This is a genomic window from Methanoculleus horonobensis (genome assembly GCF_001602375.1).
Lineage (GTDB): Archaea > Halobacteriota > Methanomicrobia > Methanomicrobiales > Methanoculleaceae > Methanoculleus > Methanoculleus horonobensis.
The window spans coordinates 484,049-504,390 of the sequence record NZ_BCNY01000014.1 but is presented as its reverse complement, the minus strand read 5'-3'; the positions used below and the strand labels follow the sequence as shown (position 1 = coordinate 504,390).

The 20,342-nt window shown below is 63.5% G+C and carries 20 protein-coding genes; 10 read left to right on the top strand and 10 right to left on the bottom strand.

The genetic code is table 11. The features are described from left to right. Nucleotides 1-11: 11 nt before the first annotated feature. From MCUHO_RS07560 to purH, 6 genes are all read right to left on the bottom strand, one after another. Complete coding sequence (locus MCUHO_RS07560) at nucleotides 12-689, bottom strand: DUF4013 domain-containing protein (protein ID WP_067076064.1); 678 nt, start codon at nucleotides 687-689, stop codon at nucleotides 12-14. Between the two features lie 171 nt (nucleotides 690-860). Further along, nucleotides 861-1,544 carry a DUF4013 domain-containing protein gene (locus MCUHO_RS07555; RefSeq protein ID WP_067076058.1) on the bottom strand — a complete coding sequence of 228 codons (684 nt, stop codon included), beginning with the start codon at nucleotides 1,542-1,544 and terminating at the stop codon, nucleotides 861-863. A gap of 256 nt (nucleotides 1,545-1,800) precedes the next feature. After that, nucleotides 1,801-2,451, bottom strand: a complete 651-nt coding sequence (locus MCUHO_RS07550; RefSeq protein ID WP_067076055.1) for a DUF4013 domain-containing protein — start codon at nucleotides 2,449-2,451, stop codon at nucleotides 1,801-1,803. Nucleotides 2,452-2,633: 182 nt separating this feature from the next. Beyond that, nucleotides 2,634-3,326, bottom strand: a complete 693-nt coding sequence (locus tag MCUHO_RS07545) for a DUF4013 domain-containing protein (RefSeq protein ID WP_235808203.1) — start codon at nucleotides 3,324-3,326, stop codon at nucleotides 2,634-2,636. A gap of 76 nt (nucleotides 3,327-3,402) precedes the next feature. Next, on the bottom strand, nucleotides 3,403-3,846 hold the full coding sequence (locus MCUHO_RS07540; protein ID WP_067076047.1) for a GNAT family N-acetyltransferase: 444 nt from the start codon (nucleotides 3,844-3,846) through the stop codon (nucleotides 3,403-3,405). 14 nt (nucleotides 3,847-3,860) lie between these two features. Continuing rightward, on the bottom strand, nucleotides 3,861-5,345 hold the full coding sequence (purH, locus tag MCUHO_RS07535; RefSeq protein ID WP_067076044.1) for a bifunctional phosphoribosylaminoimidazolecarboxamide formyltransferase/IMP cyclohydrolase: 1,485 nt from the start codon (nucleotides 5,343-5,345) through the stop codon (nucleotides 3,861-3,863). A gap of 301 nt (nucleotides 5,346-5,646) precedes the next feature. Between purH and MCUHO_RS07530 the strand changes: the two genes are divergently transcribed. From MCUHO_RS07530 to MCUHO_RS07510, 5 genes are all read left to right on the top strand, one after another. Further along, nucleotides 5,647-6,156, top strand: a complete 510-nt coding sequence (locus MCUHO_RS07530; protein ID WP_067076040.1) for a nucleotide exchange factor GrpE — start codon at nucleotides 5,647-5,649, stop codon at nucleotides 6,154-6,156. A gap of 4 nt (nucleotides 6,157-6,160) precedes the next feature. Beyond that, nucleotides 6,161-7,990, top strand: coding sequence for a molecular chaperone DnaK (dnaK, locus tag MCUHO_RS07525; protein ID WP_067076037.1), 1,830 nt, complete (start codon nucleotides 6,161-6,163; stop codon nucleotides 7,988-7,990). Nucleotides 7,991-7,995: 5 nt separating this feature from the next. Continuing rightward, nucleotides 7,996-9,150 (top strand): molecular chaperone DnaJ, encoded by a 1,155-nt coding sequence (gene dnaJ, locus MCUHO_RS07520; protein ID WP_067076033.1) that lies wholly within the window; start codon nucleotides 7,996-7,998, stop codon nucleotides 9,148-9,150. Between the two features lie 634 nt (nucleotides 9,151-9,784). Beyond that, nucleotides 9,785-10,738, top strand: coding sequence for a TRM11 family SAM-dependent methyltransferase (locus MCUHO_RS07515; RefSeq protein WP_067076029.1), 954 nt, complete (start codon nucleotides 9,785-9,787; stop codon nucleotides 10,736-10,738). A gap of 45 nt (nucleotides 10,739-10,783) precedes the next feature. Further along, nucleotides 10,784-11,152: a hypothetical protein gene (locus MCUHO_RS07510; protein ID WP_067076024.1), complete on the top strand. Its 369-nt coding sequence runs from the start codon at nucleotides 10,784-10,786 to the stop codon at nucleotides 11,150-11,152. Between the two features lie 547 nt (nucleotides 11,153-11,699). Here the strand turns inward: MCUHO_RS07510 and MCUHO_RS07505 are convergent. Then, nucleotides 11,700-12,263, bottom strand: a complete 564-nt coding sequence (locus MCUHO_RS07505) for a diacylglycerol/polyprenol kinase family protein (RefSeq protein WP_067076019.1) — start codon at nucleotides 12,261-12,263, stop codon at nucleotides 11,700-11,702. Nucleotides 12,264-12,368: 105 nt separating this feature from the next. Between MCUHO_RS07505 and MCUHO_RS07500 the strand changes: the two genes are divergently transcribed. Then, nucleotides 12,369-13,142 (top strand): TIGR04255 family protein, encoded by a 774-nt coding sequence (locus MCUHO_RS07500; RefSeq protein WP_067076016.1) that lies wholly within the window; start codon nucleotides 12,369-12,371, stop codon nucleotides 13,140-13,142. A gap of 6 nt (nucleotides 13,143-13,148) precedes the next feature. Then, a complete protein-coding gene (locus MCUHO_RS07495) occupies nucleotides 13,149-13,949 on the top strand; it encodes a class I SAM-dependent methyltransferase (protein ID WP_067076010.1) in 801 nt (266 codons plus the stop codon). 3 nt (nucleotides 13,950-13,952) lie between these two features. Here MCUHO_RS07495 and MCUHO_RS07490 read toward each other — a convergent pair whose 3' ends face one another. Next, nucleotides 13,953-14,138, bottom strand: a complete 186-nt coding sequence (locus MCUHO_RS07490) for a DUF2795 domain-containing protein (protein WP_067076006.1) — start codon at nucleotides 14,136-14,138, stop codon at nucleotides 13,953-13,955. On the opposite strand from MCUHO_RS07490, the gene malQ reads away from it, so the two are divergent. Continuing rightward, a complete protein-coding gene (malQ, locus tag MCUHO_RS07485; RefSeq protein ID WP_328585629.1) occupies nucleotides 14,122-15,777 on the top strand; it encodes a 4-alpha-glucanotransferase in 1,656 nt (551 codons plus the stop codon). The genes MCUHO_RS07490 and malQ overlap by 17 nt on opposite strands. 520 nt (nucleotides 15,778-16,297) lie before the next feature. On the opposite strand, the gene MCUHO_RS07480 is transcribed toward malQ, so the two are convergent. After that, nucleotides 16,298-16,495: a hypothetical protein gene (locus MCUHO_RS07480; RefSeq protein ID WP_067075998.1), complete on the bottom strand. Its 198-nt coding sequence runs from the start codon at nucleotides 16,493-16,495 to the stop codon at nucleotides 16,298-16,300. Nucleotides 16,496-16,656: 161 nt separating this feature from the next. After that, nucleotides 16,657-17,403 (bottom strand): 2,3-diphosphoglycerate-dependent phosphoglycerate mutase, encoded by a 747-nt coding sequence (gene gpmA, locus MCUHO_RS07475; RefSeq protein ID WP_067075993.1) that lies wholly within the window; start codon nucleotides 17,401-17,403, stop codon nucleotides 16,657-16,659. 255 nt (nucleotides 17,404-17,658) lie between these two features. Here gpmA and MCUHO_RS07470 point away from each other — a divergent pair, with 255 nt between their 5' ends. Together MCUHO_RS07470 and MCUHO_RS07465 are read left to right on the top strand one after the other, a co-directional pair. Next, nucleotides 17,659-19,233 carry an META domain-containing protein gene (locus MCUHO_RS07470; protein WP_067075989.1) on the top strand — a complete coding sequence of 525 codons (1,575 nt, stop codon included), beginning with the start codon at nucleotides 17,659-17,661 and terminating at the stop codon, nucleotides 19,231-19,233. A 217-nt stretch (nucleotides 19,234-19,450) separates the two neighbouring features. After that, nucleotides 19,451-20,299 carry an META domain-containing protein gene (locus MCUHO_RS07465; RefSeq protein ID WP_067075985.1) on the top strand — a complete coding sequence of 283 codons (849 nt, stop codon included), beginning with the start codon at nucleotides 19,451-19,453 and terminating at the stop codon, nucleotides 20,297-20,299. The last annotated feature ends 43 nt before the right edge of the window (nucleotides 20,300-20,342 follow it).

The window sequence follows — 20,342 nt, the reverse complement described above, 5'->3', positions numbered from 1 at the left end:
GAAGGGGGATTTTACGCCGACGCCGGGGCGCTCTCGTAGAGGAGGGCGACGTAGCGGGCGGAGAAGATGATGAACCCCGGCGTGAGCAGGAGCAGGAGGATAAGACCGAGGACCGGGATGAGCATGAGAACGAACTGTGCGATCGCGACCACGATGCCCATGACGAGGAGGGCGACGAAGCAGCGGATCCACCCGATCTTCCCAACGTGGCGGACGAGGGTGCCGACCCTGAAGGCCTCGCGCATCTTCCCCGTCCGGGCGAACCTGACCGCTGCAAACGTCGAGAGGATCCCGATGATGATGGCAGCAAGGATGAAGATGACGAAGATGGCGAGGGCTACGAAGATGGCCAGGTCCGGACTGATGAGCGGTTCGGGGCCTGATCCTGCCGGGGTTACCGTTGCCGAGACCGGGATGAAGTACATCAGGAAGGGAAGGACCGTGAGAACCATGAGCGGGATCGAGTAGACGATCGTGATGACGATCAGTTTGATACCGTCAATGAAAAGCCCAATCCAGCCTTCGAGTTCCGGGGCGGGCTTCGTGCCGCTCATGACCCGCACCGTGTAGCCGTACATGAACGGGAATATGATCGTGCTGACGAGCAGGAGGAGCCAGCGGATCCACCTGCCCCAGATGGCGTCCTTCGCGTAACCGAAGGACTCGCTGAGTAATTGAACGAGACCCATGTGTATCACCGGATATTCAGATAGGGATTGCCCGGGATAGGGATAAACACGCTGTTTTTGTTCGGGGAGCAGACGGTCTCCTCCGGAGATTCTACCGGTGGGGGAAAGGCGATACCGTGAAGGAGGCCAAAGGTTGCGGAACTGGAGAAAAAGGAGAGGTTGTTTCTGTGATTACGCGGAGGCCGGGGCTTCCTCGTAGACCTGCGCGAGGTAACGGGCGTAGAAGATGGCGAACGCCGCGTTGAGGAAGAGTGCAATGAGCCATCCGAGGAAGGGTATCGCACCGAGAATGCCGACCACGAAACCGTAGACCACCGCGACGATGAGCAGGACGATGACCGCAATGATCCAGGTTCCCCACCCGAGCGCACCGATCTGCGCAAAGATTGCCTTGAAGTTGAACGCCTCACCGACGCTGTCGGTGTGAGCGAACCGCAGAACGGCGAACAGGGCGATGAACGCCATGACGATCGCGACGAGGAAGGCGAGGAACGCTCCTGCCATTGCACCGAGGATCGCAGCGCCGGCCGCAGTCGGGTCGGTCGTTGCCATGCCTGCAATGACGCTGAGGCCGCCGAGAACGAGGAAGACCAGGATTGCCGGGATCATGTAGACCAGCGCGATGATGTTCATCTTCCATCCGTCAACAAAGAGCTTGCCCCACCCATCGATCTCGGGGGCCGGCGTGTTGCCGGCGAGCACCCGCACGACGTAGCCGGAGAGCAGCGGGATCAGGGAGACCGTGAATGTCTGCACGAGCGCCATGACGGCCAGGATGACCCATTGCATCCACTTGCCGACCAGGGCCTCTTTGGTATACTCAAACGAGTTGGAGATCACACTACCGTAGTCCATAGATGTACCACCTTTGTTAAATTTGAGAATTTCTTATATAAAAGTATTGGTCTAAATGCAAACTTTACTATACCCCATTCCCGAAAAGGGATAATTTGACCAGGAAAAATCGTCTAAACCCGGCACAGATCGGTTCGACCGGGACCGGAGCGGCACAGTGTATATAAAGCAGGATCTCAAAAACAGCCACGCCGTATGCCGCGCCCGGGAAGGTCGGAGTCTCTCCGGCGGCATTTTTACGAAAAGAAAGTAGGGGTTAGGCCGGTGCCTGAGCGCTCTCGTAGATCAGCGTCATGTACCGTGCCGCAAAGATGTACCAGACGGGGTACAGGAAGAGCATGATCAGCCAGCCGAGGACCGGGATCATGCCCAGGATGCCGGCGATGAAGCCGAAGACAACCCCGGCAACCATGAGGACGATGATGGCGATGATGTAGCTGCCCCAGCCGATCTTGCCGATGTGCTCAAGGATGGCGCCGAAGGCAAACGCCTGGCCCATGCTGCCCGTCTTGGCGAACCTGATGATACCGATCGCCGAGATCAGCGAGATGATGATGCCGACGATGATCACGAGCAGGAGGCCGATACCCATCGACCCGAGGGCGAGCATGGGGTCTCCGCCGTTGGCTGCCATGAGCGCCGGTATCATGAAGATAGCCATGATGATGAAGAGCGGAATGGAGTAGATGATGCCGACGATGAGAAGCTTCAGGCCGTCGATGAACATTCCTACCCAGTTCCCTGCTTCGGGAGCCGGCTTCACACCGCTGTAAATGCGGACCATATACCCCATAATGAGCGGGAATATGATCGTGCTGATGGCGAGCAGGATCCACTGGACCCACTTGCCCCATACAGCGTCTTTTGCGTAGCTGAACGAATCGCTCAGCATGTTTCCGTAATCCATAGGTGTATCACCCACGATTTACTGTGAGATAAAATGGTATAAAAGCGTTGCTATAATCGCTCAATTTACAGCCTTTTTTTGCTGAAATTGAGCGATCATTTCGATACGAATCAGGCAATTCAGACTTAGAACGTTTTCCAGATCCGGGGCAGCGCGGTACCGGCAGGCACCGGGCAGTTTCCTCACGCCGGCGCCGGGGCGGTCTCGTAGGCCGCGGCAAGGTAGCGGGCGCGGAAGATGCTGTAGACGACCCCTAAAAAGAGGTTGACGATCCACCCGAGGACGGGCAGCGAGGCGATGAGGGCGGTCGCAGCCGTATACGCGAGACCGATGAGGAGGATGACGACGACCGCGGCGATCCAGGCGCCCCACCCGATCCGCCCGATGTGTGAAGCGATCGCCACGATGTTGAACGCCTGGAGGAGGCTTCCGGTGTGGGCGAACCGCACGACGGCGATCAGGGAGATAAACGATATGACGGCCCGGACGAGAGCCGCAATCGCGATCCCGGTGACGGCGGCGGCGACGGCCGAGGCCCACACGTCCGGGTTGTCGAGCCCCCGTGCCGCTATGGCGGAGATGACCGCAATCCCGCCGAAGACGGCCAGGACCACGATGACCGGGATCAGGTAGATAAGGTTGATGATGTTCAGCTTCCACCCGTCGAGAAAGAGCCTCCCCCAGTCGTCGACTTCGGGTGGGGGCGTCCGGCCGGCGAGCACCCGCACGATGTAGCCGTTGTAGAACGGGAGTAAAAAGAGGGTGAACGTCTGGACGAGCGAGAGGAGTACCAGGAGCACCCACCGCCCCCACTCCCCGATGAGAGCGTCTTTTGCGTAGCCTAGCGCTCCCGAGAGGAGTCTCGCGTAGTCCATACGCATACCAGCCGTGGAGAGGGGCCGGGGGATATAACAGTTTGGGCGGAAACGAGGCCCCGCGGCCGCGGAGCCGTCAGAACTCCTTTCTCAGGTAGACCATATCGACGAGCTGTTCGCCGCAGTCGAAGATCGGGTGGTCGTAGTGATCGATAAAGAAGTTCTCGACGCGGTGGGAGACGGTGAACCCGCACCGCTCGTAGAATCGGAGTATACGGGGACAGTCGCCCGTCCCGACGAGCATGACGCGGCACCTGCCCCGGTAGTGCTCGAAGAGGTACTCGATCAGCCGTCTGCCGTAGCCCCGGCCCCGGAACTCCTCGTACGTGGCGATGTTCTTCAGTTCATAGACGCCGTCGCCTTCGCACGTCACCACGCAGACGCTCTTGAGACCGCCATCATAGAGGGTAAAGAGATCCCCGCGATAGAGGTAGGTCTCGATCATGGACTCCTGCTCGTCGCCTTCGAGCAGGAGGTCGAGGAACCGCCGCTTATCTTCCCGGAGCAGTTCGATCTTCATGGCGAAAAAAAGGATCAGTGCCGGAAGTGCCGGACCCCGGTGAAGACCATCGCAATGTTGAGCCGGTTCGCCGCCTCGATGACCTCAGCATCCCGGATCGAGCCGCCCGGCTGGACGAGCGCCGTCGCGCCCGCCGCCGCCGCGACCTCCATCGTGTCGGGGAACGGAAGGAAGGCGTCCGATGCGACCGCCGACCCGGCGAGGGGTTTCCTTGACTTCTTGACCGCGATCTCCGCCGACTCGACCCGGTTCATCTGTCCGGCCCCGATCCCGATGACCGCCTTTTCGTCTGCAAAGATGATGGCGTTGCTCTTCGTGTGCCGGCAGACCTTCAGGGCGATCTGCATCGCCCGCATCTCGTGGGCGGTGGGCTCCCGCTCGCTCACGACCTGCCAGTTCTCCTGGTAAGGCTCTGTGCGCTGGACCAGGACGCCGCCGTCGATGCTCCGGACTTCGGGCTCTACCACCGGCTCCGGGAGCCGGAGCACCCGCATGTTCTCCTTCGCCTTCATGATCTCGAGGGCCTCCGCCGCAAACGACGGGGCGACGACGACCTCGACGAACGTCCCCGTCAGTTCCCGGGCGATGTCCGCTCCGACCTCGCGGTTCATCGCGACGATCGAGCCGTAGGCCGAGACCGGGTCGACCTCCCGGGCAGCGATGTAGGTCTCGAGGAGATTCTCGCCGGTTGCGACGCCGCAGGGGTTGTTGTGCTTGACGATGACCACGGCGCACTCCTCGAACTCCCGGAGCAGGCCGACCGCGGCGTGGACGTCGAGGTAGTTGTTGTAGGACATCGACTTGCCCTGGAGCGGCTCTTCGCCCGCGATGCCGGTATCGCCGTAGACCGCCGCCGCCTGGTGCGGGTTCTCGCCGTAGCGGAGCGTTCTCCCGTTCCTGAACTGGACGGTGAAGACATCGGGGAACGGCCGGTCGAACCCGGTGAGGTGGTTCGTGATCGCGGCGTCGTAGGCGGCCGTCCGTGCGAACGCCTTTGCCGCGAGGTTCAACCGCTCTTCAGCCGTAAACCCGCCCCGCCGGACGGCGTCCGCGACCATGCGATAGTCGGCAGGGTCGACGACGACCGCGACGTACTTATGGTTCTTCGCCGCCGCCCGCACCATCGCCGGACCGCCGATATCGATGTACTCTATGATCTCCTCGAGAGAGAGGCCCTTGCCGCTCATCTCCTCGAAGGGGTAGAGGTTCACCACCACGAGATCGATCGGCTCGATGCCGTGCTCCTGCATCACGGCGTCGTCGATGCCGCGGCGGCCGAGGATGCCCCCGTGGATCTTCGGGTGGAGGGTCTTGACCCGTCCGTGCATCATCTCAGGAGAGCCCGTGTAGGCGGAGACGTCGGTGAAAGGAATCCCCGCCCGCGCGAGTTCCGCCCCGGTGCCGCCGGAACTCAGGATCCCGAAATCGTGCTCGATAAGCACCTTTGCGAGATCGACGATGCCTGCCTTGTCCCAGACAGACAGCAGTGCCCACTTCATGGATACACGTAAGAGGGGTAGAGAGATATATCTGGCGCTGCCTGCAGAACCGGCCGTGTTTTCCCCGCGGGGAGACGGCAGGCCCGCTCACGGGGTATGCCGGCAGGACCGGTATGGAGAACGCCGTATCTCGCGCCGATTCGGATACCGGGGTGGAGAATTCCGGTGAATGGGTGCCCAATCGGGAATCCGACACGCTACCGGAGGCGGATCTCTGCGGGAGAGGTTAATATTATATAGAACCACATTACAATAAATAATCGAACAACTCCATTACATCATTTTGAAGCAGGTTAGGCGTATGAAGGAGGATACATCCGAACCAAACGAGAAGCAACAGAGTCTCGCAAACGAGGCGGATGCAGCATCCCCGGCGCTTGAAGAGCTGCAAAAAGCATATGACGACCTTAACAGCCGTTATATGCGCCTTGCGGCGGATTTCGACAACTATCGCAGAAGGATGGCCCGGGAACTCGATGCCCGTACGACGTTCGCCATCGAGAATTTCGCTGTGGAGTTGCTCGAGGTCGTGGACAACTTCGAGCGGGCGGAGAGAGCAGGCGGCGCAGCCCTCCCGGAAGGGATGGAACAGATCAGGAAACTCTTCATGGCCATCCTCGAGCGGCACGACATCGTGCCCATCGAATGCAGGAACCTTCCCTTCGACCCCGAACGGCACGAGGCGATCGCCTACGTCCCGTCGGATGCCGGGGAGGGCACCGTGATCGACGAGGCCGTCCGCGGTTACTGTATGCAGGACAAGGTCATCAGATGCGCAAAAGTCGTAGTATCTAAAGGAATGGAGGAATAACAGAATGGTTTCGGAAAAAGTTCTGGGTATCGATCTTGGGACAACCAACTCGTGCATGGCAATCATGGAAGGCGGGCGGGCGACGGTCATCGCCAACGCCGAGGGCGGCAGAACCACCCCCTCAGTCGTAGCGTTCTCCAAGGAGGGCGAGCGGCTGGTCGGCAACGTCGCGAAACGGCAGGCGATCACGAACCCGAACCGCACCATCCAGTCGATCAAGCGCAGGATGGGCACGAACGAGAAGGTCACCATCGGGGACAAGACCTACACCCCGCAGGAGATCTCCGCGATGATCCTCCAGAAGATGAAGCTGGACGCGGAGGAGTATCTCGGCGAGAAGATCGCGAAAGCCGTCATCACGGTGCCCGCCTACTTCAACGACGCCCAGCGGCAGGCAACGAAGGACGCAGGGACGATCGCCGGCCTCGAGGTGCTCCGGATCATCAACGAGCCGACCGCGAGCGCGCTCGCTTACGGCATCGACAGGGAAGGCGACTCCACGGTGCTCGTCTATGATCTCGGCGGCGGGACGTTCGATGTCTCGATCCTCCAGCTCGGCGACGGCGTCTTCGAGGTCAAGTCGACCGCAGGCAACAACCGCCTCGGCGGCGACGACTTCGATAAGAGGGTCGTCGACTACCTTGCCGACGAGTTCAGGAAGAAGGAGGGCGTCAACCTCCAGAACGACCCGGTCGCCATGCAGCGGCTGCGCGACGCGGCAGAGAACGCGAAGATCGAGCTCTCCACCGTCCAGAAGACCAACATCAACCTCCCCTACATCACCACGACGGAGAGCGGGCCCAAGTTCCTGGACATCGATCTCTCCCGGGCGAAGTTCGAGCAACTCATCGGCGACCTCGTCGACTCGACCCTCGGGCCGGTGAAGCAGGCGCTCTCCGACGCAAAACTGAGCGCCGACGATATCGACCACGTCCTCCTCGTCGGAGGTTCGACCCGTGTCCCGCTCGTCCAGGAGACTGTGAAGAAGGTTCTCAAGAAGGAGCCCGACAAAGGGATCAACCCCGACGAGTGCGTCGCTCTCGGCGCCGCCATCCAGGCCGGCGTCCTGACCGGCGAGACGAAGGACGTCCTGCTCCTCGATGTGACCCCGCTCTCGCTCGGGATCGAGACGCTCGGCGGCATCGCGACGAAGCTCATCGAGCGCAACACCACCATCCCGACGAGGAAGAGCCAGATCTTCTCGACCGCCGCCGACGGCCAGACCTCGGTGGAGATCCACGTGATGCAGGGCGAGCGGGCGCTCGCGAAGGACAACTTCACGCTCGGCCGGTTCCAGCTCACCGGCATCCCGCCGGCGCCGCGGGGCATCCCGCAGATCGAGGTCACGTTCGATATCGACGCGAACGGTATCGTCCATGTCTCGGCCAAAGACCTCGGCACGGGGAACGAGCAGTCGATCACCATCAAGCCGCAGGACTCCCGGCCGTCCGAAGCCGAGATCCAGCGGATGATGGACGACGCGAAGAAGTTCGAGGCGGAAGACCAGAAGAATCGCGAGGAGATCGAACTGCGGAACACCGCCGACACCGCGATCTTCACCGCCGAGCGGGCGATGAAGGATGCGGGCGATTCGATCGAGGCCGCGGACAGGGAGAAGATCGAGAGCGCGATCGCCGACCTCAAGAAGGCCCTCGACGGCGACGACCTCGAGGCGATCAAGCAGAAGATGGATGCCCTGACCGAAGCGGTATATGCACTCACGACAAAGATGTACCAGCAGGCACAGGCGACCGCCGCCCAGCAGCAGCAGGCGGAGGGAGCCGCAAAGAAGGACGATAACGTCGTCGATGCCGACTACGAAGTCAAAGAGTGAGGTCGATGGGTCCGGACAGCTACTATGATATCCTCGGTGTCTCGAAGGGCGCCGAAGATAAGGAGATCAAGAAAGCCTACCGGAACCTGGCGCGAAAATACCACCCCGACGTCTGCAAAGAGCCGGGGGCCGAGGAGAAGTTCAAGAAGATCAACGAGGCCTACAGCGTCCTCTCGGATGCGCAGAAACGCGCCCAGTACGACAATATGGGGCACGAGGCCTACAGCAGCGCGTCGAAGGGCTCGTACGCCGGCGGCGGCGGATACTCGGGCGGCTTCAGCGCCGACTTCTCCGGGTTCGGGGACATCTTCGAGACCTTCTTCGGCGGCGGGGGGGGCAGGCAGCGTGCCGGCCCGCGCCCCGGTGCCGACCTCCTGATGAAGATGCGCATCACGCTCGAGGAGGCGGCGCTCGGAACCGAAAAGGAGGTCGGCGTCGACCACGTCGAGCCCTGTCCGGAGTGCGACGGGTCGGGGAGCGAGACGAAGAAGACCACCACCTGTCCGACCTGCGGCGGCAGCGGCCAGATGCGGCAGGTGAGCCAGTCCATCTTCGGGAACTTCGTCCGGATGATGCCCTGCACCGCCTGCGGCGGCCGGGGAAGGGTTCCCGAGACCCGGTGCAAGGCCTGCGGCGGAACGGGGCACCGGCGTGCCCGGCAGACGGTGAAGGTCCGGGTTCCGCCGGGCGTGGATACGGGCATGCGCCTCCGGATGGAGGGCTACGGCGACGCCGGCGATTACGGTGCGCCGGCGGGAGATCTCTACATCGAGATCAGCGTCGCGCCGCACCGGTCGTTCACCCGGCGGGGCGACGACCTGGAGACGACGGTCGATATCTCCCCGGCGCAGGCGGTGCTTGGCTCCGAGGTCGAGGTGCAGACGATCGACGGGCGCACGGTCGCCCTCAACATCCCGGCGGGCATGCAGCACAACACCGGGCTGAAGATCCCGGGCGAGGGCGTCCGGTGGCAGACGAAGCCCGGCGACATGCTGGTGCGGGTGCGGATCGTCGTGCCCACACGTCTTTCGGACGAGGAGCGCGAACTCTATACGCGCCTGCTCGAGATCGAGGGGCACAAACCCTCCGCGAAGGGCGGAAAGAAGGGCAAGGGCTTCTTTCAGGACGTCGTCGACAAGATGAAAGAGACGGTGAAGTGAGGGGGGTTCCCTCTCGCTTTATTGACTATCTTCTTTTGGTAACGGTTTTGGTGTGAGCCCCCGTTGGTGGGTCGGCGGGCTGTGATTTGAGCGTCGAAAGCGCGAGTAACGACATGTAAGAGGAGTTACTCGCATCTACCAATGCGTAAGCCCCCGTCTAATGAGGAATCGTACACCCCCTGGCACGGATTTCGTGCGGATATCGCCACGCACTGCCCCCGCCCCCTGGGGCGGGGAACGACTGCCGGGAGCGGAGCGGACGGCGGGAGTTTGAGCACCGCAGGTGCAGAGGAGGAGGCCGGAGGCCGGGCGGGGTGGGGGTTACACGTCAACTTATGGGATGGAGACAGGGGAGGGGGGAGTATCCCCCCTCCCCGTCAGCCCCACCCCCAATCGCGATATCCCCACAGTCCGCCGTACCAGGCTTTTCCCCCGCTTCTGCTGTTCCCGTGAATCCGAGAGCCCACCAGGTTTCAAGCTCGACCGACCTGATGTGCAGGGCTTACACCCCCCACAACATCCTGCCCTATACCCAGTCGCTCGAAGAACTTCGTTCTTCTCGAGCTCCTGCCCTACGGCCAGTCGCTCCCCCCATCCCCCCGCTTTATCGCCCCGCGCCCCCAATACCATAGGAATGAAGCTGCTCTTCGAACTCTCCGGCGAGCACCCCGACCTCCCCGCCATGGAACTGGAGTGCGTGGGAACCGTCCTCGACCGGCGGGCTCAGGTCGCGGTCGCGGAGTGCCCGGAACCGGAGGCCGCCGGGCGCCTCGCCCTGACGCACGTGGTGATGGAGTACCTCGGGGAGTGCGAGCCCACGCGGGCGGCGTTTGAGGATCTCCTCCGCGATCTCGCCATCACGACCGCAAAACCGTTCGTCGGCCGGGGGAAGATGATCCAGGGGAGCAGGATGGATATCGAGCGGCTCGACCTGGAAAAACTGATCGGGAGCCTGATTGCCGGCCCGGTCTCGCTCCGCGACCCGGTCGAAGAGTACCGCGCCGTCGTCTCGGAAGACCGCTGCTACTTCGGCCGCGTCATCCAGAAGATCGACCGGGGGGCGTTCGAGGCGCGGAACCCCATGCGCCGGCCGTTCTTCCACCCCGGCGTGATGATGCCCCGGATGGCCCGGGCGCTCGTCAACATCTCCCTTGTCCGCCCCGGCGAAGTGGTCTTCGACCCCTTCTGCGGCACCGGCGGGATCCTCCTCGAAGCCCGGGAGATCGGCGTCCGGATCCTCGGGAGCGACTTCGACCCCGCGATGGTCGACGGCTACCGGCAGAACCTCCCGGGGTCAGACGTGCTGGTCGCCGACGCCACGGCGGTCCCGATCTGCGACGGGGCGCTTGATTCGGTCGTGACCGACCTCCCCTACGGCCAGTCGGTCAGGATCCACGGAGAGAGCATGGACCTGCTCTACGACGGATCGCTCGCGGAGATCCGGCGCATCCTCCGGCCGGGGAGGCGCGCGGTCGTCGTCACGCACCGCGACATCACGCCGATCGCCGCCCGCCACTTCACCGTCCTGCAGGAGCACGAGCAGCGGGTGCACAAGAGCCTGACCCGCCGGATCCTGGTGCTCGGGTGACGGTGCCGACCCCGGTTTTATGATGTCGCCCGCCGAATTTTATACGTGGAAGTAAATTTTAAGCGATACGGCCTCTACCTCGTCCGGTGGCAGCTCTCGACGCCGATCCTCGCCGTGGTGCTCTACTGGCTCGCGGGCCTCGGGGCGCTCGCCGCCACCGTCGTCGCGAACCTCATCGGCGGCCTCATCTTCTTCTGGGTCGACCGGTTCATCTTCACCTCCGAGGCGCTCGCCGCCCAGTGGGAGGTCAAAGAGGAGGTCCGGTGCGTGGACTGCGGGAAGGTCGCCCGGGGCTACCGCCTCGTCCGGGCGGAGAACTACGACAAATCGAACGACCCGGCGCCCGAGTTCCGGTGCGAAGAGTGCTCGAAGAAGAAGTCGGAGGAACTCAAGAAGCGGGGTGTGAAGCACTGAGGAGAGAGAGCCCTGGAGGGCTCTGCGCGATCTAGTAAGATAGTGCTGAGGGTTCATGCTCCTTTTTTTTGCCGCACCTGCCCGTGTACGGGTTTCCCGTGGATATCGCACCTTCGGTGCTCCAGCTCCGTTCCTGCCGGAACGTCGCTTATCGCCACGCGGGGAGTGCGACTGGCCGAAGGGCAGGAGCATGAGAAGAACGAAGTTCTTTGAGGGGCTGACGGGGAGTGCGATGGGCGGAATGCGACCGGTCGCCAGAGCGGGAGCATGAGCACCGAAGGTGCGAACGCCCGGAGTTCGACCACCCGAAGGGTGTGGAGTGCGAGCGAAGCGAGCTTGAGCACCGATAGGTGCGAGGGGGGCCGCCCCCCTCGAAACTCTTCGAGTTTCTCATGCTCACTCCGTTCGCACTCCCCATTGTCCCCACCCCCCTCTCGGGGATAGCCACCACGGTCCAGAGCACGGGGCTTTTTCGTCGCCTCAACTCGTTCTGCCATCCTCAGTCAAAACCTCGCACTCCGCAAACCCAGCACTTGAGATTCTTCTGTCACAACCCCACCCCGACCCCCACCGCCGCGAGCGTCACGCACACCCCCACCTGAATCGCCACGTTGTCGTCGAGCGGGAAGCAGGCCTCGATGACGCCCGCAACCCCCGCCACGACCGCGGCCGCCCACCAGGGGATCAGGAATGCCAGCGCGAGCGCGGCCGCCGCCGCCCCGGCAACCGTCCCCTCGAGCGATTTCTTCCCGACAAGGGTGTGCCGCCCGAACCGCAGCCCCACGAGGGTCGCGACGCTGTCGAGCACCCCGACCGTGACGAGCCCGACCGCCGTGTAGTCGCGGCCGAAGACCGCGAGGCAGAAGAGCGCCCCGGCGGCGTAGGCGATCCCGCCCTTGAGCGGCACCTTCCCGGTACGCTCCGACTCGTCCATCACCCGCGAGAGGACCGGGACGTCGTAGCCGCGGGTGAAGGCGTCGCAGAGGAGGAACTGGGCGACGAGTAAGGCGCTTGCGAAGATGAACGCCCACCGGTCGTCCAGGCGGAGGATCACCGCCGCGCCGAGGACCCCCATGACCAGGTGAACCGTCTGGCGGAACGTCTCGCCCATCACACCCCGATAGCAGCCGCGGGAGATAAAGCATCGTGATGGTTCCGCTGAGCAGTCACCTTAAAGTAGTCTCCTTCCATCCAACACCCCCTGAGGGAGAAGAATATGGCAGAGGTAAGGAAGTACGTCAACCCGCCCGCCGCCGAAGTGATATGCGAATTCCGGTTTCCCGAGGATACCGCCTGGGACCTGACCTACCCCGGCATCCTGTATAGCCACCTCAAGGACATGTATCCGAAACGCGACCAGCGCTACGTGCGCGAGGTGATGATGCTCCTCGGCCCGGAAGGGCTCCGCGAAGAACTCCTGGTCGCCGAACGCTCGATCTTTCTCGCCGAGGACGAGGGGTGCGCCGTCCAGGTCGGGCCCCGCCTCTTATCGGTGAGCTGCCAGAAGCCCTACGTCCACTGGGAGGCCTTCTCGGAGCGGATCCACGGGGCGTTCGACCGATTCCGGGAGGTCATCCGCACCGACGCCATCGGCACCATGAACCTCCGGTACGTCAACTTCATCGAGATCCCGGAGCGGGAGGTGACGCTCTCGGACTACTTCGCCTTCTACCCCGCCCTCCCGCCGGAACTCCCGCGGGTGCCGGCGGGGTTCATCACCGGGTGCGAGTTCTCGTTCCACGACGATCGCGACAACTGCCGGGTGGAACTCACCGACGCCGTCCCCGAGTCGACGGAGCACAACGCGTTCCTCTTGAACATCGACTACTACCTGACGGAAGGCCAGAACATCCCGGCGGACGCGGTGGCAGACTGGCTCGAGATCGCCCATACCCACGTGCGGGATATCTTCGAGGCCTGTATCAAGGACACTCTCCGCGACCTCTTCACCGTCCGTGAGGAGGCGAAGGCGACCGTAGCGGCACGGTGATATCCCATGGGCGACATCGTGCGGCGGAAATGGATGACGATGATGGACGTCCACGCCGGGGAGGTGGAGCGGGTCTACGGCGGGCCGGTCGGGCTCATCTGGGAGATGCTCGCGAGCGAGGACGCCGATCCCGATCTTGACGCCCTCGCAGAGAGGGCCGGGATTGGTGAGGAAAGCAGGGTGCTTGCCCTCCTCCCGGGCGCGGGAGGAGCCGCCCGGCGCATCGCCCGGGAGTACGGCGCGACCGTGATCGGGCTTGCCGCGATACCGCGGATGGTCGACGAAGCCGTCAGGAGAACCGAGGAGGCCGGGCTCACCGGCCGGGTCGACTTCCAGCAGGGAAACCCGCTCGAGACGGCGTTCCACGACGGGGTCTTCGACGCCGTCTGGGGCGAGGGCACCTGGTGCTACGTGACGGACAGGGACCTGATGATACGCGAGGCCTTCCGCGTCTTAAAGCCGGGGGGAACCCTTGCGTTCACCGACTGGGTGCAGGTTCGGGCCAGCGACGACGAGTGGCATACCCGGGATACCTTCAGGATCTTCCCCTACTTCGAGACTATGGAGAGCTACGCGCTGCTCCTGGAGCGGAACGGATTTTCCGTCATGGACCGGGGGGAGATCCCGGGAGACCCCGCCAGGCAGGTCGCCGGGATCCGCGAGCGGCTGGAACGCGGCCGGGAGACGATCGTCGGGCTCTTCAGCGACGAGGCCTACGACGACACCCTGCAGGCGCTTGGCCTCTGGGAGAGGGCAGCCGGCCGGGGGCTCGTCGGCCGCGGGTGGCTGGTCGCGAAGAAACCCTGATCCTCACATCAGCATCCCGATCGTCTCGGTCACGAGATCCGGGCTCGCATACCGCCTCTCCGGCAACCGTTCGAGCGCCAGCAGGATATCGTCCGGTGCGCCGGCTTCGCGGGCGTAGTCGACCAGATCCTCCCGGGTCGCCGGGTACGGGGCGTCGCGGAGGTACTCGTGGATGCGGGATGCGGTCATGCCGGCAGGTAACGCCGTCTCAATCACCTCCTTTCCGGCCCCTATGGAGCGGGATCTATTTGACCGTACCCCTCGCCGGCGCGGGATAAGACTATACGTTGAGACCGCCCCAGAAGGGCGGGTTATCCGGAGAAGATGTATGATCCAGACACGGGGAAGCGGCATACTCCTGCATATCACGTCCCTGCCGTCGCCGTACGGCATCGGGGACTTCGGCCCGGCGGCATACCGGTTCGTCGATGCGCTTGAGCGCGCCCGGCAGCACTACTGGCAGATCCTGCCGCTCAACCCGACAGAGACGGCATACGCCCACTCCCCCTACTCGAGCCCGTCGGCGTTCGGTGCAAACACCCTCCTCATCAGCCCCGAGATGCTCGTCCGGGAAGGCTACCTCAGAAAGAGCGAACTGGAGCCGGTGCCCGGGTTCCCGGAGGGGCGGGCGGCATACGAGGCGGCCGCGTGGTACCGGGAACGGCTGTTTACGGCCGCCTACGAACGGTTCCGCCACTCCGGGCCGGATCGCGGGTTCGAGACGTTCTGCGACGGGGCGGGGTGGTGGCTCGACGACCACGCGCTCTTCGTCGCGCTCAAAGACCGTTTCCGCGGGCACGCGTGGAACCGGTGGCCGGAGGAGATCCGGGCAAGGGAGCCGGGGGCGCTCAAAGAGATGCGCGAACTCCTCGACGACCAAATACGAAAGGAGAAGTTCCTCCAGTACGTCGCCGCCCGGCAGTGGTCGGCCCTCCGGCGCTACTGCACCGGCCGGGGCATCCAGGTGATCGGCGACATCCCGATCTACGTCGCCTACGACAGCGTCGACGTCTGGGCGAACCCCGGGATCTTCAAACTCGACGAAGACCTCCGCCCGACCGTTGTCGCCGGGGTGCCGCCCGATATCTTCAGCAGAACCGGGCAGCTCTGGGGGAACCCGGTCTACGACTGGGCCGCACTCCATGAGCGCGGTTACGACTGGTGGGCGGGCCGGATCGCCCGGTCGGCCGAACTCTACGATCTCTTCCGGATCGACCACTTCCGGGCGTTCGCCGACTACTACGAGGTTCCGGCGGGAGATGCGACGGCGGAGCGCGGCACCTGGGTCGACGGGCCGGGAGAAGACTTCTTCGAGGCGCTCGCCCGAAAGCATCCCTGCTTTGCCATCGTCGCCGAGGACCTGGGGGCGAACACCCCCGCCGTTCAGGCCCTCCTCGACCGGTTCGACTTCCCGGGGATGAAGATCCTCCTCTTCGCGTTCGGCGAAGGGATCGAGAAGACCCCGCACATCCCGCACAGCTACGTCCATAACCTCATCTGCTACACGGGGACGCACGACAACAACACGGCACGGGGGTGGTTCGAGGAGGAGGCGTCGGAAGAGGATAAGGAGCGGTTCTTCACCTACATCGGGCGGAAGGTGGGGGCGGACGAGGTTCACCGGGAGCTCGTCCGGCTCGGGATGACCTCGGTCGCCCGGGCATGCATCGTCCCGATGCAGGACGTCCTCGGCCTCGGCGCCGCGGCACGGATGAACTACCCCTCGACCACCACGGGGAACTGGGTGTGGCGGATGACGCCGGAGGAGTTCGCCGGTGCGCCGTTCGAGTGGCTCCGCGATCTTGCGGAACTCACCGGGCGGGGGTGAGATGGTGGTCTTGGGATCTTTACGCTGGACGATCTTCTAGATGACCTCGTCTAGAATCGCTCCAGAGCACGGATTCCCATTTGGTATCGCCATTGGGGAGTGCGACTGGCCGGAGGGTGCGACGTTCCAACGGAACGGAGCTGGAGCACCGGTAGGAACGACGTTCCATGGGAACGGAGTTCGAGCACCGTTAGGTGCGAGGTGCGGGGCAGGAGCATGAGCACCGTTAGGTGCGAGGGGTTTCAGGGGAGGGGGGATGCTCCCCCCTCGAAGACCTTCGGCCTTCTCATGCTCGCTGCGCTCGCACTCCCCTTTGTCCCCACCCCCCTCTCGGCGATAGCCACCACGGTCCACTGCACCCGTATTGCGGGGAAAACTGGATCGTGTCTGTCCTTATCCTCTTCTAGTTGGTGCCAGACCCTAGAGCAACAACAACTCTCTCAGGAGGTCTTCTCCGAGCCACACACTCAGGGCAAGAGTGCCCCCCCGGCATCATCTGCCCCGGGCTCAGCCCATCCACTCAGTACCTGGCCGTCAGCATATCGAGTTCTTCCCTGACCGCCCGGCGGATCATCTCCTCGATATTGGTATAGTCGCGCTTCGCCTTCTCCTGTTTTTTGAGCATCTCTTCCATCTTCATGATCCCGGCCGAGAGGTTCTTCCCGTACTGCAGGGCGACCTCCAGTGCCTCCTCGTCAACCCGGACAACCCTGGACATAGAAAGATGTTTACCGGGCGGGAATTTAATTGTTACAGTTTTGTTACAGAGAGGCGAAAGATGTTACAGATATGTAACAATGGCAGTAATGCCGTTACATTTGTGTTACAATAAAGGAAATGAAAGGAAGTATCGGCGAAAGGCCGGAGGAATAGCCCCGGCTATCCCGGCCCCGCCTGCCGGGCGACGCCCCGGGCTGCCGCCGCGATCTCCTCCGGGTCGCCGAGGTAGTAGCGCCGGATCACTTTCAGGTCTTCGTCCAGTTCGTAGACGAGCGGATAGCCGGTGGGGATGTTCAGGCCCGCGATCTCGTCATCCGGAACATTGTCCAGGTGCTTGACCAGGGCGCGGAGGCTGTTCCCGTGGGCGGCGACCAGGACAGGTTTGCCTGCCGCAAGGTCCCCGGCGAGGTGGCTCTCCCAGCAGGGGAGCACGCGCTCGAGCGTGTCGTGCAGCGACTCGGTTGCAGGGAGGGTCTCCGGGTCGATACCCGCGTAGCGGGGGTCGAACCGCGGGTGCCGGCGATCGTCCCACGGGAGCGGCGGCGGCCGCACATCGTATGCCCGGCGCCAGAGGTGCACCTGATCCGCGCCGTACTTCTCCGCGGTCTCCTTTTTATTCAAACCCTGCAGGGCGCCGTAACTCTTCTCGTTCAGCCGCCACGACCGGTGCACGGGAACGTACATGAGGTCGAGATCGTCCATGACCACCCAGAGCGTCCGAATCGCCCGTTTCAGGACGGAGGTGTAGGCAACGCTGAACGTATACCCCCCGTTCCTGAGAAGTTCCGCCGCACGGTGAGCCTCATCAATACCCCGTGGCGAGAGGTCGACGTCGGTCCAGCCCGTGAACCGGTTCTCCCTGTTCCAGGTGCTCTCGCCGTGCCTTAGCAGGATCAACGTTCTCATAGCACTCTTCTCCGCACCCGGTATGGGACTCCCCTCGGGATAAAACCCCAGTACATGCAAGAAAGCGCCCGGCGAGAGATGCCAAAACGCCCGGATACGGATGGACAGCCCGTCCCCCGCCTTCCTGCGGCACAAAATAAGACAACCAGGATAAATCGTATAATCGCCAGATTCGGCAAACCGGCGATGCATAGGTTCGATTTTTTTCGTAGCCTACCATTCATTTATCACTCATTCCCGCCCATATGCAGTTGTATGGCACCGAACAGAAGAAGGAACAGAAACTATATCCTCACGACGGCGTCGCTCCTCGTCATCGTCGTGGCGTGCATCGTCACCGCGGGGTGCACAGGGGGCACGTCGACGCCGGGAACGTCCGTCGGGCTTGCCGGAACTTCCTGGACATTGGATTCGTATCTCGATGAGAACGGCACGTTCGTCCCGGTTCTGCCGGGAACGGAGGTCACGGCGGCCTTCAGCCCTGACGGAAAGGTCACCGGCTCGGCCGGGTGCAACGGCTACGGCGGCGACTACCAGATCGACGGCACGAGCCTCTCGGTCTCCTCGCTCGTTCAGACGCTGAAACTCTGTCTGGAGCCCGAAGGCATCATGGAGCAGGAGGCACGGTTCATCGATCTCCTCGGCTCGGCAGCCGGCTGCCGGATCGAGGACGACCGGCTCGTCATCACCGACGCGGAAGGCGCCGACGTGCTTGTCTTCGTGCAGGACTCCTTCGCACCCGTGATGCTCCCCGGAACATCCTGGAAACTCGCGAGCCTCACCGATGAGAACGGCACCCTGACCCCTATCATTAACGGTACGGCCGTAACGGCGAAATTCAGCCTCGACAGGAACGTCGGCGGCAGCGCCGGGTGCAACAGTTACGGTGCGGGCTACACCGTAGACGGCGCGAACCTCGCGATCGAGCCGGCCATAAGAACCGAGATGTACTGCAGCGAGCCGCCCGGCCTCATGGACCAGGAGGACCGCTACCTCGCGCTCCTCGCGGAAGTCGCCTCCTACCGGGTGGAGAACGACCGGCTGATCCTCGCCGACAGCGAGGGCAACAACCTGCTGGTCTTCGAGAAGGCCGCCCCGACGCCCGACCTCCCGCTCGTCGGGACGAAGTGGGTGCTTGACAGCTACAGCACCGGAGGGGACGCAATCTCCTCGGTGATTGCGGGGGCGACGGTCACCGCGAACTTCGCGGCCGACGGGAACGTCGGCGGCAACGCCGGGTGCAACCACTACGGCGGCGAGTACACCCTCGACGGCGCGAACCTCGCGGTTTCCTCACTCTTCAGCACCCTGATGTACTGCCAGACGCCGGGCGTCATGGAGCAGGAGAGCGCCTACCTCGCCCACCTCGCAAACGCCTCCTCCTACCGGACGGAAGGCGACCGCCTGATCCTCACGGACGCAGAGGGCAACGACCTCCTCTTCTTCGTGCAGGCACCGGAGGTGCCGGCGGCACCGCTCGCCGGGACGGCGTGGACGCTTGGGTCCTTCAGCAGCCCCGATGGGGAGACGGTCTCCTCGGTGATCGTCGGAACCACGATCACGGCGGTCTTCTCCGACGGGAACGTCACCGGCAACGCCGGGTGCAACTCCTACGGGGCCGGTTACGTGCTCGACGGCACGAACCTCACCATCGAACCGCCGATCAGCACGAAGATGCACTGCGGCGAGCCGGAAGGCGTCATGAACCAGGAGACCCGGTACCTCAACCTCCTCACCTCGGTTGCAGGCTACCAGATCGATGGAAACCGGCTCGATCTCCTCGATGAAGGAGGAGCGACCCTGCTCACGTTCAGCGCGGGCCGACCCTGATCCGGCCCCGTTTCCGGCACAGGGGCCGAACGGCTCCTGCCCGTTTTTACCCATTTCACCCCTCCGGAGGTGCCGTTTACCCCTTCGAAGCGCTCTCCGGATGGAAACCCCGGATAAACACCGCACTCTTCCGATCCGGAGGAAAGGGGGTACGAGGAAATCGCAATACAAATGAGTTACTATTTCTTCTTTCGCCTCCTATGCCTACCCGAAAGAGATGCGACGAGAGGGACAGAACATACTCGCGAAGACGGCATTCCTGATCATCGTGGCGGCGTGCATCGTCTCGGTCACCTGGACCGGGGGTGCGGACGCATCTCCTGGCGAGACCGACCGTATCACCGAACCGCTTAGCGGAACGGCATGGAACCTGGTCGAGTTCCGCGCGGATAACGGCTCCATCGTCGCGCCCCTGCAGGGGACGGAACCGCTCATCGTCTTCGGCGAGAGCGGAACGCTCACGGGGTCCGCCGGGTGCAACCTCTACTCCGCCTCCTACCGGATCAACGGCTCCGCCATCGCAGTAGAACCGGTCGTTGCCACCGCGGCCTACCCTATGAATGAGCAGGAACTCGTCCAGCAGGAGAAACGCTACCGGGAACTCCTCGTGGCGGCCGCCTCCTACCGGGTCGAGAGCGACCGGCTGACGATCACCGGGCCGTCCGGGCGGGAGGTGCTCGCCTTTGTGCGGGCCGAGCAGCCCGAGAGCGTCCCGCTGCTCGCGACCGAATGGCACCTCGCCCGCTACACCAACGGCAGCGGCAGCACCGTCGCATCGCCGGTGCCCGGCACCGATATCACCCTGGTCTTCGACGGCGACGGCACGCTCTCGGGGTCGGCCGGGTGCAACGCCTACCTGGCTCCCTACCGGGTCAACGAGACGGGGCTTGGCGTGGAGCAGGTTCTCGCGACGAAAACCTCCTGCACCGAGCCCGCCGGCATCATGGAGCAGGAGAAGGCCTACCTCGACCTCCTCCGGTCGGCGGCGGGCTACCGGATCGTCGGGGACACCCTCGTGGTCATCGACGGCACGGGGAGGGCGATCCTCTTTTATGAGGCGCGATGAGCCGAAGGGTGCGAAGTTCCATCAGGACACTTTTTTTGCAGGC

Bases quoted from the DNA above. Each gene is read 5' to 3' on its own strand.
- MCUHO_RS07560 (WP_067076064.1), bottom strand. From the start codon at position 689: ATGGGTCTCGTTCAATTACTCAGCGAGTCCTTCGGTTACGCGAAGGAC.
- MCUHO_RS07555 (WP_067076058.1), bottom strand. From the start codon at position 1,544: ATGGACTACGGTAGTGTGATCTCCAACTCGTTTGAGTATACCAAAGAG.
- MCUHO_RS07550 (WP_067076055.1), bottom strand. From the start codon at position 2,451: ATGGATTACGGAAACATGCTGAGCGATTCGTTCAGCTACGCAAAAGAC.
- MCUHO_RS07545 (WP_235808203.1), bottom strand. From the start codon at position 3,326: ATGGACTACGCGAGACTCCTCTCGGGAGCGCTAGGCTACGCAAAAGAC.
- MCUHO_RS07540 (WP_067076047.1), bottom strand. From the start codon at position 3,846: ATGAAGATCGAACTGCTCCGGGAAGATAAGCGGCGGTTCCTCGACCTC.
- purH (WP_067076044.1), bottom strand. From the start codon at position 5,345: ATGAAGTGGGCACTGCTGTCTGTCTGGGACAAGGCAGGCATCGTCGAT.
- MCUHO_RS07530 (WP_067076040.1), top strand. From the start codon at position 5,647: ATGAAGGAGGATACATCCGAACCAAACGAGAAGCAACAGAGTCTCGCA.
- dnaK (WP_067076037.1), top strand. From the start codon at position 6,161: ATGGTTTCGGAAAAAGTTCTGGGTATCGATCTTGGGACAACCAACTCG.
- dnaJ (WP_067076033.1), top strand. From the start codon at position 7,996: ATGGGTCCGGACAGCTACTATGATATCCTCGGTGTCTCGAAGGGCGCC.
- MCUHO_RS07515 (WP_067076029.1), top strand. From the start codon at position 9,785: ATGAAGCTGCTCTTCGAACTCTCCGGCGAGCACCCCGACCTCCCCGCC.
- MCUHO_RS07505 (WP_067076019.1), bottom strand. From the start codon at position 12,263: ATGGGCGAGACGTTCCGCCAGACGGTTCACCTGGTCATGGGGGTCCTC.
- MCUHO_RS07500 (WP_067076016.1), top strand. From the start codon at position 12,369: ATGGCAGAGGTAAGGAAGTACGTCAACCCGCCCGCCGCCGAAGTGATA.
- MCUHO_RS07495 (WP_067076010.1), top strand. From the start codon at position 13,149: ATGGGCGACATCGTGCGGCGGAAATGGATGACGATGATGGACGTCCAC.
- malQ (WP_328585629.1), top strand. From the start codon at position 14,122: ATGCGGGATGCGGTCATGCCGGCAGGTAACGCCGTCTCAATCACCTCC.
- MCUHO_RS07490 (WP_067076006.1), bottom strand. From the start codon at position 14,138: ATGACCGCATCCCGCATCCACGAGTACCTCCGCGACGCCCCGTACCCG.
- MCUHO_RS07480 (WP_067075998.1), bottom strand. From the start codon at position 16,495: ATGTCCAGGGTTGTCCGGGTTGACGAGGAGGCACTGGAGGTCGCCCTG.
- gpmA (WP_067075993.1), bottom strand. From the start codon at position 17,403: ATGAGAACGTTGATCCTGCTAAGGCACGGCGAGAGCACCTGGAACAGG.
- MCUHO_RS07470 (WP_067075989.1), top strand. From the start codon at position 17,659: ATGGCACCGAACAGAAGAAGGAACAGAAACTATATCCTCACGACGGCG.
- MCUHO_RS07465 (WP_067075985.1), top strand. From the start codon at position 19,451: ATGCGACGAGAGGGACAGAACATACTCGCGAAGACGGCATTCCTGATC.